Source organism: Arthrobacter sp. CAN_A214, assembly GCF_015751955.1.
In the GTDB taxonomy this organism is placed as follows: domain Bacteria; phylum Actinomycetota; class Actinomycetes; order Actinomycetales; family Micrococcaceae; genus Arthrobacter_D.
Genome location: NZ_JADOUU010000003.1, coordinates 149,249 through 164,837 on the forward strand (window position 1 = coordinate 149,249; position 15,589 = coordinate 164,837).

The window sequence follows — 15,589 nt, forward strand, 5'->3', positions numbered from 1 at the left end:
GCCGCATTTCGGCGACGCTGCAAAGCACGGACTCCCACCATAAGCCTGCTGATGTTGCGGAATGGTCACGAACCGGCCACGGTTGCTCACCCGTCCGTGTCGGATGCGCTCGACTGGCGGCACCGCGCGTGCCCCCGTAGGCTTTTGGAGCGGACACTCCCGCATTGCTGCTCCGCCAGAGACTAAGGACCGATCATGGGTATTCGACTCAGCCACATTCCCCTCCGGCTCACCACCGGCGCCTTCATCCTCAACTCCGGGCTCGGCAAGAGAGGGTTGGACAAGGACAGCGCAGCAGGCATGCAGGGCATGGCGTCGACGGCGTTCCCGCAGGTCGCGCAGCTTGAGCCCGAAAAATTCGGCAAAATCATCTCGATGGTCGAAATCGGCCTGGGAGCCGCACTCCTGGCGCCGTTCGTCCCCAGCCGGCTCGCAGGACTCGCCCTCACAGCGTTCTCCTCCGGAATGATGGCCATGTACTTCAAGATGCCCGGCATGACGCAGGAGGACGGCGTCCGGCCCACGCAGGACGGAACGGCCATTGCCAAGGACATCTGGATGCTCGGCATCGGACTGGGCTTGCTGCTGGACCGGAAGAGCTAGCAGGCGTCCATCCCGGCCAGCCGTGGCTTTTCGGCCCTCACCTGCGGCACAATCAACGCATGTGCGGACGATTTGTCATAGCCGGTTCGAAAGCCGATGTTCTCGCCACTTTCGATATCGATGAAGCGCCCGACGACGACATCCGGGCTTCCTGGAACGTGGCCCCCACGGATGCGGTCTCCGTGGTGGTCGAGCGTCTCGATCCGGACACGGGTGAACTGACCCGCCGGCTCGAGACGGCACGCTGGGGCCTGGTGCCGTCCTGGGCGAAGTCACCCGCCGTCGGGTCGCGCATGATCAACGCCCGCAGCGAGACCGTCCTCGAGAAGCCGTCATTCCGCTCCGCGGCACTGAGGCGACGAGGCCTGGTACCGGCCAACGGTTACTACGAGTGGCGGAAGAATCAGAACGGGTCGAAAACCCCCGTGTACCTCCATGCCGAGTCCGCGCAGCTTGCGTTCGCCGGACTCTACGAGTTCTGGAGGGATCCGGCAGCCCCCTCCGGCGGGGACTCGTCCTGGTTGATGACGTGCACCATCATCACGCGCCCGGCGAGCGACGCGCTCGGCTCCATCCACGACCGCACGCCGGTGATCGTGCCCCCGAACCTCTTCGGGGAGTGGCTCGATCCCAAGAACGCCTCCAAACCGAAGATCCAGCACCTGCTGGACAGCATTCCGGACCCCACGCTCGTACCGCGCGTCGTGGGAAGCCGGGTGGGGTCCGTCCGGAACAACGGCCCCGACCTGATCGAGCCTGTTGAGCCGGAGCCGGGAAACCCGGAATCGATGGGAACTGCCGCCTCCCTGTTATAGGAATCCACTTGACAAATCAGTGGAGAAGTAAGGCCGCTTAGCTTTTTGAGAAAGAAGTGCATCGGGCTTTTTCCGCATCGTCTTCCACCCGCCCAAGATGACACCCCCGTGGCCATCGGCATCCTCGTCCTGCTTCTCTTCAACGGGCAGAACGGCCTGGTCAACGAGGTTCTCGGGTTCCTCGGGCAGCGGCACTTCGTCGAAGGTATCGCGACCACGGGCAACAAGGGCTGACCATCCTTATTTCTTGCACGCCAACCCTGGGCCTGCTTTGCTTTGCAGAGGATTCCATCGAGGGGAGAACCATGTTCCGGCAGGACGTTGCGACCGGCATCCACAGCATCGAGCATGCGAACACCAACTGTTATCTGGTGCAGGACGACGCCGGGCTCACCCTCGTCGACGCGGGGCTCCCGCGGGCGCGTTCGGAGATCTTCAGCGCCCTCGGCAAGCTCGGAAAAAGTGTCCTCGACATCCGCGCCGTGGTTCTGACCCACGGCCACTTCGACCACGTGGGAACGGCCGAATATTTCCGGCAGCGCCACGGCATCCCGGTGTTCGGCCATCCGGACGATGCCTACATCGCCGCCCACCCGTACCGCTACCAGCGGGAGAAAACACCATTCCTCTACCCGCTGCGTTATCCGCGGGCCATTCCCGGGCTCGCCCGCATGACGGCGGCCGGAGCGCTCACCGTTCGGGGCGTCCGGGAACTGCAACCCCTCACGGCCGAGGCAGCGGCCTCGCTTCCCGGCCACCCGGTACTCATCCCCACCCCCGGCCATACCAGGGGTCACTGCGCACTGTACTTTCCGGACCGCGATGCGGTGATCAGCGGTGACGCACTGGTCACCCTGGACCCCTACACCGGACGCGCAGGTCCACAGATCATCGCCAGTGCGGCGACCGCCGACACGCCCACCGCCCTGAGCTCGCTCCAGGCACTCGAGGAGACGTCGGCAGGCACAGTCCTTCCCGGTCACGGTGCGGTATGGACCCAGGGTGTCGGCGCCGCCGTCGCTGCAGCCAGGGCTGTGGGCGGGCACTGACGTCGTCGAGGGGACGCTAGGCTCGTCTCATGCAGATCCCCAGCCGCCAGCAGGCCCTTGGACTAGCCCGTACCGCAGTGGGCCGCGCCGCGCTGACGCTTTTCGCCGCGCAGACGCTGGTCATCGGTGGTCTGATCGGGATCGACATCTACGAGAAGCGCCTCCGCACCCGGCGCGACGGCTTCCCGCAGCCCGGCACGTTCGAGACCACCATCGCCGATACCTCCACCACGGTATACACCTTCGGGGCGGACCTCTACGACGCGATGATCGAGGCGATCGACAAGGCCGAACAGCAGGTGCTGCTCGAAACCTACATCTGGAAGGGTGATGAGACGGGAGCCCGGTTCCGGGATGCGGTGAACCGTGCCGCGGAGCGGGGCGTGGACGTCTACGTGATCTATGACGGCTTCGCCAACCTCGTCGTCAATCCGTTCTTCTACAAGTTCCATCCCCTCGTGCACGTCTACCGGTTTCCCGTAGTCCGCCCGTCGATCCTCTTCACCAACATCCGCGGCACCGGATTCGACCACCGGAAGCTCCTCGTCGTCGACGACGCCGTGGGATTCGTCGGTGGCTACAACATCGGGCAGCTGTATGCGACCAAGTGGCGCGACACCCACCTGGCGATCCGGGGTCCCTCGGTGTGGGAGCTGCGCGAGGCTTTCGTGGGCTTCTGGAACCTGCGCGCCCATCCGGCGCGGCCGGAGCTTCCCGACATCAGCGCCGACTTCTGGGAACCGCGCATCCGCGCGGTGAACAACATTCCTGCCAACCTCGTGTTCCCCATCCGCGGCGTGTACCTCGACGCCATCAACCGGGCCAAGCACCACATCTACATCACCACGGCGTACTTCATTCCGGATCAGCAGATCCTCGGCGCGCTCCTTCGGGCGAGCCGGCGGGGAGTGGACGTGCGCGTCCTCCTGCCGGAGGATTCCAACCACGTGGTGTCGGACTGGCTGTCCCGGGGTTTCTACTCCGCACTGCTGAACGCGAAGGTACGCGTGCTGCTGTACCAGAACTCCATGATCCACGCGAAGACCGCGACCATCGACGGCGAATGGTCCACCGTGGGCACGGCGAACATCGACCGGCTGAGCCTCACCGGCAACTACGAGATCAACCTCGAGATCTTCGACCGCAACCTCGCGCAAACCATGGAGCGCATCTTCGAGACCGACACCTCCAACACCCGTACCCTGACGCTCGAGGAATGGAACAGCCGCCACCTGGTCGCCCGGGTCAGCGAGGCCGTCCTGGCTCCGCTGCGGCCCTTCCTCTAGCCCCTCCGGCCTATCCCCCCGGAGTCAGCCCGTCTCCTGGACCTCGTCACCGGGCACCTCGCTACCCGCGAAGCGGCCCCGGTAACCGGTCCGCGAGCGGCTCACATGACGCGCCATGAGCCGCTCGGCCTCCGCGGCGTCGCCGGCGTCGATCGCGGCCAGGACGAGCCGGTGCTCGGACCAGGACTGCTTGCCCCGATTGTCGACGTCAGTGGCGTAGAGCCACTCGATCTTGCCGGAGATCTGGCGGAGCAGCGCCATCAGGGATGCGCTTCCGCTGAGCTCGGCGATGCCGAGGTGGAAGCGGATGTTCAGTTCAGGCAGCGGCAGCAGGTCATCTCCCGCCACCACGGTGTCGCCCTCGTCGAGCAGGAGGGCGAGGTCCTTGCGCACCCTCCTCCACTCGACGCCCTGCTCATCCTCGGCGAACTGGCGGGAGGAACGGCGTGCGGCGCGCCGGGCCAGCGCCGACTCGAGCGCCTCACGGACGAGGAACAGGTCATCGGCCTCATCGGCAGGGATGTCGCTCACCGTCGATCCGGCATAGGGCTTGGATTCGACGAACCCCTCCGCCTCGAGCGCGCGCAGGGCTTCCCTCACCGGCACCCTGGATACTGAGTACTTCCGGGCAAGCGCAGCCTCCGTCACCCGTGTCCCCGGGAGCAGACTGCCGAAGATGATGTCCCTGCGGATTTCATCCTTGACGCGGTGCGGTGCGGCCGGGAGCTCGTCCGGGCGGGGCCTAGCGTCCGGCGGCATAACCCTGGGCTCCCCGGGGATTTGCCGCAGCGGTGAGGAGCCCGGACGAGGGCTCCCGGGTCACCGAGGACAGCCGCCCGAGCGACCAGTCCCCCGAGCGTGTCACCACGTGCCCGCGGCGGACGAGTTCCTCGATGACGTCTTCGCCCAGCCGGTCCTCGACCACCGCTCCGCCCGGTTCCCAGGTCCGGGGGAAGAAGGATCCGGGGATGGACGTCGTATGCAGGGACGGAGCATCGATGGCCTCCTGGGGCGTGTAGCCGCCCACGATGGTGCGCAGGAGGTACAGCAGCTGCCACTGGTCCTGCTGGTCACCGCCCGGGGATCCGACGGCCACCACGGCCTGGCCGTCCTTGAGGACGAGGGTGGGGGTCAGCGTGGTGCGGGGCCGCTTGCCGGGGCGAAGGGTGGAGGGTGCACCGTCCTCGAGCCAGGTCATCTGCAGGCGGGATCCGAGGCAGAACCCGAGTTCGGGGATAGCGGGCGACGACTGCAGCCAGCCGCCGCTCGGGGTTGCCGAGACCATGTTCCCCCACCGGTCGACGACGTCGATGTGGCAGGTGTCCCCTCGGGTTTCCCCACTCTTGGCGACAGTGGGCTCCCCTACTCCGGCAAAGCCGGCGCCGCCGGCGAGCGCGGGCGGTGTGTACTTGAGGCGGAGCGGTGGGACGAAGGGTTCCCTTCCCGGGACGGTTCCCGGACGGAACTCGGTGGAGGCGGAATCGGTGATCAGTGCACGGCGCTCGGCGGCGTACTCCGGCGACAACAGGTAGTCCATCGGCACGTCGGCATCGCCGTAGTAGGCTTCCCGGTCCGCGATGGCGAGCTTCTGGGCTTCGAGGATGGTGTGCGCGCCCAGCGCCGTCGAGGGATCGAGGTGGTCGTCGTCGAACCCGTCCAGGATCGCGAGGGTCTGCAGCAGTGCGGGTCCCTGGCCCCAGGGACCCGTCTTGGCGATGGTGTACCCGCGGAATTCGAAGGTGGTGGCGGCGTCATAACCCGCCTCGAAACCGGCGAAATCCTCGAGGGACATCACCCCGGCGTGGTCGGTGCCGGACGAGTGCCGGTGCGGGGTCTGCAGGAAGTCGACCGCGGCCTTCGCCACCCGGCCGGTGCGCCACTCGAGGCGCGCGGCATCGATGCGGGCCTCACGGGTGGGCGCGTCCTTGCCGGCGTCGACGAGCGAGTCCAGCACTCCGGCGTAGGCTTCGTTGCGGATCAGCTCGTTCTCGCGCGGCGGCCTGCCCTCGGGCATCCACAGCGCGGCCGAGGTGGGCCAGTGTTCGGTGAAGAGTTCGGCCACGGTGGCGATCGTGGCTCCCACCCTCGCGAGCACCGGATGCCCTTCACGGGCATAGCCGATGGCGAAGGCGAGGACGTCGTCCAGATCCCAGGTACCGTGGTCGCGCAGCAGGAGCAGCCAGGCGTCGACGGCGGCGGGCACCGCTGCGGCGAGCGCTCCCGCACCCGGTACCAGTTCGAGTCCCTCCGCGAGGTAGTGCTCCCGGGTCGCCCCGGCCGGGGCCGGGCCCTGCCCCATCAGGACCACCGGCTGCCCGGGGTTCTCCGCTGTCGCGAAGACCCCCGTCATATCGCCTCCCGGCCCGTTCAGGTGCGGCTCGACCACATGGAGGACGAAGGCGCTGGCGACGGCGGCGTCGAACGCGTTGCCGCCGCGCTCCAGCACGGCCTGGGCCGAGGCCGTTGCGAGCCAGTGCGTCGAGGCACTCATGCCGAAGGTTCCCTGAAGGGTGGGACGGGTGGTGAAGGGTGCCGGGGGCGTATACGTCATGGGAGCCACTTTCGCAGTAGGAACTGTGTCAAGATTGAATACAATCAGACGCTTAACACTATGCTTTGTATACGATGCATTCAATACTGTTACCGAAGGAACCATTGTGAAGAGGTCATCCGTTTCCACCGACCGCCTGCATCTATGGCTCATGCTAGCGCTGACCTTTTCCACCGGCGTGATCGACGCCGTGGGCTTCCTGGGGCTGGACCGCGTCTTCACGGGCAACATGACCGGCAACGTGGTCCTCCTCGGCATGGGCTTCGCCGGCGCTGCCGATCTTCCCATCCTGCGACCGGCCCTCGCCCTGGTCTTCTTCATGATCGGGGCGGCCCTGGCCGGGCGGGTGTTGCGGCGCGCACCGGAAGGGTGGACCGGACGCACCTCCGCCACCCTCCTCGTCGTCGCACTCGGCACCGCGGGCCTCGCTGTCCTGACGGTGCTCGTCGATGTGACCGCCGAGGAGATGCTGGGAAGCATTACGACGTCGGGCCTTGCGCTTGTCATGGGCGCGCAGGCCGCCACGGCCAAGCGGCTCAAGGTCGCCGAGATCACCACGGTCGTCGTTACATCCACGATTACCGGCCTTGCGTCCGATTCCTGGCTCGCCGGCGGAAAGAGCCCGTTCTGGGCGCGCCGGGCCGCGGCCATCGTCCTGATCCTCGCGGGAGCGTTCGCGGGAGCGGCCTCCCTGAACCTCGGACTGTGGGTGGGAATCGCCCTGTCAGCCCTACTGGCATCCCTCGTCACGATCATCGGCCACACGCGCCACCGGAAGGAAAAGAAGGCGCTTCACGCCTCCGCCGCCGACCCGGTATCCGCGACCTGAACAGGCGCACTACGGTTGGGGGATGGAGCCCGGAACTGACACCTTCGACTACCATCGCCTGTACCGCTCGTGGAGCGGCTACCGGTGGTGGAAACCACTGCTGACCGGACTCCTCGGTCTCACGTTCTACATTCTCCTGATCGTCGTGCTTTTCCTCGCCGCAGTGGTCGTCGCACTGCAGAGCGATGAAGGGTTGGCCTTCTATGGCGACCGGCTGGCAACCGTCGACCTCACCGACCCCCTGGTCTTCGCGTTCTCGATGGTCCTGCTCATCCTGATGATCCCGGCGCTCGCTTCGGCGGCGCTCATCACCGGTCCACGTCCGATCGGGCTGTTGTCGTCGGTGCAGGGGCGCATCCGCTGGGGTTGGCTGGGCCGTTGCCTCGGAGCCGCCATCGCCGTATACGCGCTCAGCTTCGCGATCTCCTTCCTCCTTCCACCGGTCCTGCCTGGAGGGTCGGGAGGGTCGGGGGGTTCCGGCTTCTCCGTCGGTGACAGCACCGCCCTGCTGGCGGGAATGACCCTGCTCCTGGTGCCGTTCCAGGCTGCGGCCGAGGAATATGTGTTCCGTGGTTACCTGGTGCAGACGATCGGCAGTTGGCTTCGGCACCCTGCCTTCGCGATCCTCATCCCCGTGCCGTTCTTCGTGCTGGGGCATGGGTACGATCCGCTGGGCCAGACCGATGTGGCGTTCTTCGCCATCTTCGCCGGCTGGATCACCTGGCGGACGGGCGGGCTGGAAGCGGCCATCGCGGCGCACGCCGTCAACAACTGCCTCATATTCCTGTTCGGCGCATACGGGCTGGTGGACGTCAATGCCCAGGAGGGCTCAGTGGCCGCACTCGTTCTCTCGATCGCGACCATGGCCACATTCGCCGCGGTGGTGCTGCGGATGTCGGGAAACATCGAGCGGACGAGGGCCGTGGCCCCCGTACCCCCGGAGCCGTTGCCTGCGGGTTATCTCCCCTAGTCCTCGACCGAGATGCCGAGGGTTTCCGCGAGGTAGGGAGCGAGCAGTCCCAGCTGGTACTCGTCGATCGTGACGCCCCGAAGGCCTTCCATTCCGTTGATGGTGCGGAAATCGCTGGTGCGGAGGTCGACGTCGCGCAGCCGGCTGTTCGACAGCGTCAATGTGCCGATCCGGCAGCGAACGAAAGCGATCCTGCTACCGGTGACGTCGGTCAGGTCAAGCTCCCCGATGATGCAGTCGGATACCACCACGTCGCTGAGCTTCGAGCTGCGGAAGTTGACGAAGTCCAGCTTCCCGCCCTTGATGCGCACCGACTCGAAGACGCCGTCGTACAGTTCGGCCGACCCCCACCGTGTTCCTTCGAGCACCACATCGCGCCAGGTGCTCCGGGAAGCTCGAAAGACCGGTGCGAACAGCTCGGTGAAGGTGCACTCAAGGAACCGCGCGCCGCGAAGTTCGGCGTTGTTCATCGACACCGTCTCGAGCGAACACTCAAGGAACGTGGTGCCGGTGAGGTCGCGGTCGTCGAGGTCCGCCCGCACATACAGCTCGCCTTCGCAGTGGTCGCCGGTTCGCAGCGCGCCGGTGTCGCCCGGTGTGAGGTTCGCCGGCTCCACCCGGTCGAGCCGGGGAGCATTGGTCTTCCTGTGCGCCATGGGCTGATCTTTTCCGGGGTCGGTTGGAGGGTCTTCTGCACGTCCCTGCACGGCGTGGGTGACGCACTGCGGTTCGCCAGTCTAGCCGAGCGCGACGGCGGCATGGCCTCTCCCGGTTGATATGCTCGGGGACCTGTCCATCAAGCAGTTCACCAGGTGCTTCGAGCGCCCCGGAAGCGAAGGCACCGCAATGACCGCAACTCCTCACCAGGAACACCCGGAGGAAACCTCCCTGCTCAAGGTTCTCGGGAACTGGGATGCACTGGCCCTCGGGTTCGGGGCCATGATCGGATTCGGGTGGGTAGTCCTCACCGGAGGCTGGATCGCCAGTGCGGGCACTATGGGCGCGGTCCTGGCCATGCTGACCGGCGGGGTGATCATGGGCGTCGTGGGGCTCACCTACGCCGAACTGACGGCCGCCATGCCGAAGGCCGGCGGCGAGCACAACTTCCTGCTCCGCGGCATGGGACCGCGGTGGTCCTTCATCGGATCCTGGGCGATCACGGGTGGGTACGTGACCATCGTGGCCTTCGAGGCAGTCGCCCTCCCGCGCACCGCCGAGTACCTCTTCCCGAACCTCAGCCAGATCCCCCTGTGGACGGTCGGCGAGGATCAGGTGCACCTCACGTGGGCCCTCGTGGGGGCGGTCGCCGCCGTCGTCATCACCGCCGTCAATATCCGCGGCGTCAAGGCCGCAGGCGCGGCGCAGACCTTCGTCGTGGTCTTCCTCCTGCTCATCGGCCTGCTCCTGGTCCTCGGCTCGTTCACGGGTGGATCGACGGTGAACATGGAGCCGTTCTTCACCGGAGGGCTGGGCGGCTACTTCGCGGTGCTCGTGGTGGTGCCGTTCCTCTTCGTCGGTTTCGACGTCATCCCCCAGTCGGCCGAGGAAGTGAACATCCCCGCCCGCCAGATCGGGCGGCTCGTGGTGGTCGCCGTGGTGCTCGCGACCATCTGGTACGTCATGACCATCCTCACGACGTCCTCCGCCATGCAGGCCGACGGCTTCAGCGAGGACGGCATCGCGACCGCGGACGCCATGGGGGTCCTCTTCGGTTCCGACATCATGGCCAAGGTCCTCATCGCCGGCGGGATCGCGGGCATCCTGACGTCGTGGAACTCCCTCCTACTCGGCGCATCGCGCCTGATGTACTCGATGGCGCGCTCGGGCATGCTTCCCCGGTGGTTCGGCGTACTGCATCCCCGGTTCCGCACTCCGGTGAACGCCCTGCTCTTCATCGGGGCGCTGTCCTTCATCGCGCCGTTCTTCGGCACACAGATGCTGGGCTGGCTCGTCGACTCCGGAGCACCGAGCATCGTGCTCGCCTACATTCTCGTGGCCCTCGTGTTCGTCATCCTCCGCCGACGCGAACCCGGCATGGAACGGCCCCTGCGGATAGGCGGCGCCGGCAACAGCGGCACGGTGATCGGGTGGATCGCCGTCGTCCTCTGTGTTGCACTGCTCAGCCTGTACCTGCCGTTCATGCCGGCCGCCCTGACGCCCCCGCCGTGGATACTCTTCGGCCTGTGGTGGGTCCTCGGGCTGTTCTTCCTGTTCCGCATCCCCACCGGTATCGCCCCCGGAGCGGACGCCGAGGAGGAGTTGCTCGCCAGGCTCGCACGGGGCTGATGGTTCGCCACGTGCGGGCCAGCGGTACGCCCCGCGTGCGGGCAGCGTTCGGGAAGAGCCGGTGTCGACATCCTCTAGGGTGGAAAGCATGGAATCCCCGATCGAAAGCTATCTGAAACGCATTCACGAGGAGATTTCGGAGCTGAAGGACGGCAAGCCCTATAGCACCATCCCGGCCATGGCCAACGTCAATCCCGACAATTTCGGCATCTGCCTCACCACGGTGGACGGGTACATCTACGAAATCGGTGACACCCGCGAAGAGTTCAGCATCCAGTCCATCTCGAAGCCGTTCACCTACGGCCTGGCGCTCTCCGACCTCGGCATGGACGCGGTGGACGAAAAGGTGGACGTGGAGCCGTCGGGTGATTCCTTCAACGAGATGTCCCTGGCCCAGGGCACGGGGCGGCCCTCGAACGCGATGATCAATGCCGGCGCGCTCACGGCGACGTCGCTGGTACAGTCCTCGCGCGGCAACACCCGGTTCAAGCGGATCCTCAACACCTACTCGGAGTTCGCCGGCCGCCAGCTGGGCGTCAATGAGGAGATTTTCACCTCGGAGCTCGAGCACGGCCACCGAAACCGGGCGCTCGCGTACCTCCTGCGCTCCTTCAATATCATCGAGGACGATCCCACTCCCGTGATCGAGGACTATTTCCGCCAGTGCTCGGTGCTGGTGAACTGCCTCGACCTCTCCGTCATGGCGGCGACCCTCGCCAACAGCGGCCGCAATCCACTCACCGGCAAGCCGGTGATGGACCTCCTGCCCGTCGAGCGCGTGCTCTCCGTGATGACGACGTGCGGCATGTACGATGACGCCGGCTGGTGGATCAGCACCGTCGGGATGCCGGCGAAGAGCGGCGTTGGAGGCGGAACGATCGCCGTGCTTCCCGGCCAGGTCGGCCTGGCGGTCTACTCGCCGCCCCTCGACGAGCACGGCAGCAGCGTCCGCGGCATGGCGACCAGCCAGCGCCTGTCCCAGGATATGGAGCTCCACTTCGTCCGCGCCGCACGCGCCGGCAAGTCCGCCATCCGCTCCACCTACGACATCACGGCCGCACCCTCCGGTATCCGCCGCAACGACGAAGCCATGGACATCCTGCGGGAGCATGGGCACCGCGCCAGGGTCATCGAGCTCAACGGTGACCTCCTGTTCGCCGGCACCGAGTCCATGGTGCGCGAACTCAGCAGCCTCGACGACGACGTCCGCCTCGTGATCCTCGACCTCCGGCGCGTGGACGAAGTGGCCGACGTGTCGCTGCGCCTGCTCGCGGAAGTCCGGGAGAACCTGGTCCGCGAGGACCGCGAGCTGGTGCTGATCGACGGCGAAGGCACCCTCGCCGAGACGTTCAAGGACGTGGATCGGGACGTCCCGACCTTCGACTCCCGCACGGCTGCTGTCGAATGGTGCGAGAACGAGTTGATTTCCGAGTTCGGCGATGAGCTGTGCCTGCCGTCGGAGGTGGAGGTGAGCCAGTGTCCCGCGTTGTCGCCGCTCAGCGAAAGCGACGTGGAGCAGTTGGCCGAGCGCATGGAGGACCGCGTGTACGACGACGGCCACGTGGTGCGCCGGGTCGGCCAACGGTTCGGCGGGGTGTTCTTCATCCTGTCCGGCAAGATCGTCACCTCGGTGCCGGGCCCTACCGGCGGACGGGTGAAGCTGACCACGTTGAGTGCGGGGATGACCTTCGGGGAGCTGGCGCTGGGAAGCGACGACCGTCAGGAGACCACGGTGAAGACGCTCGGGAAGGTCCGCTTGAAGGTACTGACCGCCGACGCCATCAACGACATCGAGGACGAGAACCCGCGTCTCGCCGTAGAACTGTGGAAGGCACTGACCCGCGACGCCTACACCCGCGTGGATCTGTACCTCCGCGAAACAGCGGTGCGGATTCGCGACTAGGTGTTGCCGGCTCATCTCGCCCGATGACACGCAGTGACTCGACAGGACAGGGGACGAGAACATGACGGTTCTGATTGCAGGGTGCGGAGACCTCGGTACCGAGGCGGGGCTGCGGTTCGCCTTCCGTGGACACCGCGTGGTGGGGTGGCGCCGCTCGCCGGATAAGCTTCCGCGCCAGATCGAGGGGGTCGAAGCCGACCTGGGTGGAACACTCCCCACCATTCCGGAGGACACCGCGGTGGTGGTGATCGCAACCGCTGCGGGAGAGCGCACTGAGGCCGCATACCGTGCCGCCTACGTCGATGGCACGGCTAATGTGCTGGATGCACTTGAGCGCGACGGCGTGGAGCCTGCCAGGATCCTGTTCGTTTCCTCGACCGCTGTCTACGGGGACGCACATGGCGGTAGCGTCGACGAGCAGACGCCGGCGGAACCGGCTTCGGCGACGGGACGGGTGGTGCGGGAGGCCGAGCAACTGCTGCTCGCGCGGTCCGCGGCCGGCGTGGTCCTGAGGCTGTCGGGCATCTACGGGCCGGGCCGCACCCGGCTGATCGACCAGGTCACCAGCGGAACGGCGGTCCGGCCGGCGGAACCGCAGTGGACCAACCGCATCCATCGCGATGACGCCGCAGCAGCGATCGTGCATCTGGCCTCGCTGGACGGGCCGGTGGCTCCCGTCTACCTCGGCAGCGACCTATTGCCCGTTGACCTCGGCGAAGTGCTGCTGTTCCTTGCGCAGGAACTCGACCTGCCGGAACCACCCAGCGGTGAAACCAGTACGACGCGCGGTGGGGACAAGCGCTGCGACAGCACCCTGTTGCGCTCCACCGGCTTCGACTTCACGTTTCCCACGTATCGCGAGGGGTACCGGTCGGTGTTGGCCGGCCGCGGCAGGCGGCACGGCTAGCAGGCGGCACGGCTAGCAGGCGGCACGGCTAGCAGGCGGCACGGCTAGCAGGCGGCACGGCTAGCAGGCGGCACGGCTCCGTGTACTGAGCCGCACCAGCTGCACCAGGGACCATCCGAAAATGCTGATGACCAGGAGGTTCCGGAGGGTGAGGACGAGCGCGATGGCGGGGCTCAGGTCGTAGCGGAGCGCGTCGTAGAAGAGGGGATAGACGAGCGTGGTCAGTCCTGCCGTGACCAGCATCGCGACGGCGGGGAACTTCCAGTCGGCGGAGGCGTCGAGCACCAGGCCGGCGGCGATCACTGCGGTGATCCACAACATGAACTGGGGTGAGCCTACCTTGTTGAAGACCACGAGCGTGGTGACGAGGGCGAGGGAACCGGTGGCGAGGACCCTTTCCGGTGGGGCACCGCGGCGGAGCGCGAAGGCCACGAGCAGTGCGGTGAGCACGAGGGTAACCGCCAGGAGCGGACTCATCAGTGTTGCCACCTGGGCACTCAGGGCGCCCCGCACCTCCATGGTGTTGATTTCGTCATCCTCGAAGAGGACCGCACCCGAACTGCCGGTGATTGCCTGCCACATGCCGGGCGTGCTGAGCGGAGCCTCGAGCTGCATCCCGCGGGCGCCCTGCGCTCCCAGGAAGCTCGTGAGGTTCCGGAGGTCGCCGAAGAGCACCACTCCCGCAGCGATGACTGCGGACAACGCCGCGCCGGCGAGCACGATCCGCACCCGGCTCCGGAGGGCCACGACGGCTGCGAGGATCACGGCAGCCGGCCACACCTTCACCCATGTTGCCGCGCTGAGGATCAGTGACGCCGTTCCCGGCCGGGCTCCGAGGAGCAGGATGCCCGCGATCACCAGTGGGGCGGTGAGGCCGTCCAGCCGTCCGACGGCCACTGGTCCCAGCAGCGCCGTTGCCGCCAGCCACCAGTAGGCCGCCGTGAAGCGGTGCTCCGAGCGGGTGCGGACGAGCGCTCCCACACCCACTGCGTTGAGCACTGCGAAGAGAAGGAACCAGGCCAGCTGGTAGAGCTGCGGCCCGAAGACCGTGGCGAGGAGCATCGGCACCAGCGCGCCCACCGGGTAGACCCAGGCGGTGTCGATGCCCTGCCACACGCCGTCGTTGAGGGCCTGATACGCCCACTCCCGGTACAGCCGGATGTCGCTGAGGACTCCTCCGTTGCTGATGAACGGAAGGAGCCGCGCGAGGAAGCCGACGTGGATGACTGCGAAGAAGATCCAGACCGTGGATTCGCGGTTCCGGATCTCCGGTCTGGGCAGACGGGTGGCCACAAAACGCTCCTGCTATTGGTGGGTGAAGGCAGCGCTCAGTCTGTCAGGTCGGGTCGCCCAGCGCGAACGGCACGTACCCGAGGTCCTTGTCCACCACGCCGGTGAGTGGTTCGCCGGCGTGCCAGGCCAGGAAATTCCTCTCGAACTGAGCCGCGAGGTCCGCCAGCCAGGAGCCGGCGTCGCTCGCCATGTGCGGGGAGATCAGCACCTGTTGCATCCCCCAGAGCGGGCTGTCGGCGGGAAGCGGTTCGGCGCTGAAAGTGTCCAGCACCGCCCCGGCGATTCCGCCGCGCATCAGTTCGCGGACAAGGGCGTCCTCATCGACCAGCCGTCCCCGGCCTACGTTGATGAGTACGCTCGAGGGTTTCATCGCCCCGAGCACCCGGGCACTGACCATCCCGTCGGTGGAGGGAGTCAGCGGGGCCACGAGCACCACGTAGTCGAAGCGCCCGACGACGGCGGCGAGGTCACCGCTGGCGTGGACGGTGCCGAAATCCGGGTCGCCGGCCCGTGCCACGCGGCCCACGCCTTCGACGTCGGCCCCGGCTGCGCGGAGGAGCCGGGCCGTGCTTCGCCCGATGCTTCCGGTTCCGACGACCAGCACGCCGGCGCCGCCGATATTGCGGACGGTCCGCCTGCACCAGACCCGTTGCGCCTGGTGGTCGCGGGTGACTCCCATATCCTTGGCCGAGAACAGCAGGGCGGCGAGTACGTATTCCGCCATGGTCCGATCGAAGACTCCGGAGGCGTTGGTTACTTCGACGTCAGAGGCCACCAGCTCGGGGAAGAGGAGCTTGTCCACCCCCGCTGCGGCCACGTGGATCCACTTGAGGGAGTCTGCGGCATGCCAGGCACCGGGAAGCGCTCCGGAGAAGAAATCCCACAGGTACAGCACGTCGGAGCCGGGAAGGGCCGAGGCGAGTCCGGCGGCGTCGGTCTCGCGGATGTCGGCTAGAGCGGCCACGCGGTCGAGGCCCTCCACCGGACGGTTCCCCACCAGGACGGTGACCACAGGCCTCCGCGAACTGTTCATATCCCTCCGCCCACTTTCAGGTCCCACTCATTCTGTGTCCGCTCATTCTGTGTCCGCTCATTCT

General features: G+C 66.8%; 15 protein-coding genes. 10 read left to right on the forward strand and 5 right to left on the reverse strand.

The window, feature by feature from the left end; all coding sequences use genetic code 11:
* The first annotated feature begins 195 nt into the window (after window positions 1-195).
* The 5 genes from IWX65_RS04280 to IWX65_RS04300 all read left to right on the forward strand — a co-directional run bounded on the left by IWX65_RS04280 (window position 196) and on the right by IWX65_RS04300 (window position 3,753).
* Window positions 196-603 (forward strand): hypothetical protein, encoded by a 408-nt coding sequence (locus IWX65_RS04280; RefSeq protein ID WP_196881196.1) that lies wholly within the window; start codon window positions 196-198, stop codon window positions 601-603.
* A gap of 59 nt (window positions 604-662) precedes the next feature.
* Window positions 663-1,418: an SOS response-associated peptidase gene (locus IWX65_RS04285; protein WP_196881197.1), complete on the forward strand. Its 756-nt coding sequence runs from the start codon at window positions 663-665 to the stop codon at window positions 1,416-1,418.
* A 108-nt stretch (window positions 1,419-1,526) separates the two neighbouring features.
* A complete protein-coding gene (locus IWX65_RS17685; RefSeq protein WP_334683645.1) occupies window positions 1,527-1,652 on the forward strand; it encodes a hypothetical protein in 126 nt (41 codons plus the stop codon).
* Between the two features lie 71 nt (window positions 1,653-1,723).
* Complete coding sequence (locus IWX65_RS04295) at window positions 1,724-2,467, forward strand: MBL fold metallo-hydrolase (RefSeq protein ID WP_196881198.1); 744 nt, start codon at window positions 1,724-1,726, stop codon at window positions 2,465-2,467.
* A gap of 29 nt (window positions 2,468-2,496) precedes the next feature.
* A complete protein-coding gene (locus IWX65_RS04300; protein ID WP_196881199.1) occupies window positions 2,497-3,753 on the forward strand; it encodes a phospholipase D-like domain-containing protein in 1,257 nt (418 codons plus the stop codon).
* 24 nt (window positions 3,754-3,777) lie between these two features.
* Here IWX65_RS04300 and IWX65_RS04305 read toward each other — a convergent pair whose 3' ends face one another.
* Entirely contained in the window at window positions 3,778-4,512 is a 735-nt protein-coding gene (locus IWX65_RS04305; RefSeq protein WP_196881200.1) for a GntR family transcriptional regulator, read from the reverse strand.
* On the reverse strand, window positions 4,496-6,304 hold the full coding sequence (locus IWX65_RS04310) for a gamma-glutamyltransferase family protein (RefSeq protein ID WP_196881201.1): 1,809 nt from the start codon (window positions 6,302-6,304) through the stop codon (window positions 4,496-4,498). The genes IWX65_RS04305 and IWX65_RS04310 overlap by 17 nt, the downstream gene beginning before the upstream one ends.
* A 106-nt stretch (window positions 6,305-6,410) precedes the next feature.
* Between IWX65_RS04310 and IWX65_RS04315 the strand changes: the two genes are divergently transcribed.
* Both IWX65_RS04315 and IWX65_RS04320 read left to right on the forward strand, forming a co-directional pair.
* Window positions 6,411-7,133, forward strand: coding sequence for a YoaK family protein (locus IWX65_RS04315; RefSeq protein ID WP_334683646.1), 723 nt, complete (start codon window positions 6,411-6,413; stop codon window positions 7,131-7,133).
* Window positions 7,134-7,155: 22 nt separating this feature from the next.
* Window positions 7,156-8,103 carry a CPBP family intramembrane glutamic endopeptidase gene (locus IWX65_RS04320; protein WP_196881203.1) on the forward strand — a complete coding sequence of 316 codons (948 nt, stop codon included), beginning with the start codon at window positions 7,156-7,158 and terminating at the stop codon, window positions 8,101-8,103.
* Here IWX65_RS04320 and IWX65_RS04325 read toward each other — a convergent pair.
* On the reverse strand, window positions 8,100-8,759 hold the full coding sequence (locus tag IWX65_RS04325; protein WP_196881204.1) for a pentapeptide repeat-containing protein: 660 nt from the start codon (window positions 8,757-8,759) through the stop codon (window positions 8,100-8,102). The two genes, IWX65_RS04320 and IWX65_RS04325, sit on opposite strands and share 4 nt — an antisense overlap.
* A 190-nt stretch (window positions 8,760-8,949) precedes the next feature.
* Between IWX65_RS04325 and IWX65_RS04330 the strand changes: the two genes are divergently transcribed.
* The 3 genes from IWX65_RS04330 (at window position 8,950) to IWX65_RS04340 (ending at window position 13,199) form a co-directional block, all read left to right on the forward strand.
* The gene (locus IWX65_RS04330) at window positions 8,950-10,389 is read left to right on the forward strand and encodes an APC family permease (RefSeq protein WP_196881205.1); all 1,440 of its coding nucleotides are present in this window, start codon (window positions 8,950-8,952) and stop codon (window positions 10,387-10,389) included.
* Between the two features lie 88 nt (window positions 10,390-10,477).
* Entirely contained in the window at window positions 10,478-12,292 is a 1,815-nt protein-coding gene (glsA, locus tag IWX65_RS04335; RefSeq protein ID WP_196881206.1) for a glutaminase A, read from the forward strand.
* Between the two features lie 61 nt (window positions 12,293-12,353).
* Complete coding sequence (locus IWX65_RS04340) at window positions 12,354-13,199, forward strand: NAD-dependent epimerase/dehydratase family protein (protein WP_196881207.1); 846 nt, start codon at window positions 12,354-12,356, stop codon at window positions 13,197-13,199.
* 60 nt (window positions 13,200-13,259) lie between these two features.
* Here the strand turns inward: IWX65_RS04340 and IWX65_RS04345 are convergent, their stop codons facing one another.
* Window positions 13,260-14,492: a glycosyltransferase 87 family protein gene (locus tag IWX65_RS04345; RefSeq protein ID WP_196881208.1), complete on the reverse strand. Its 1,233-nt coding sequence runs from the start codon at window positions 14,490-14,492 to the stop codon at window positions 13,260-13,262.
* A gap of 43 nt (window positions 14,493-14,535) precedes the next feature.
* Window positions 14,536-15,525 (reverse strand): D-2-hydroxyacid dehydrogenase, encoded by a 990-nt coding sequence (locus tag IWX65_RS04350; protein WP_196881209.1) that lies wholly within the window; start codon window positions 15,523-15,525, stop codon window positions 14,536-14,538.
* Window positions 15,526-15,589 lie beyond the last annotated feature (64 nt).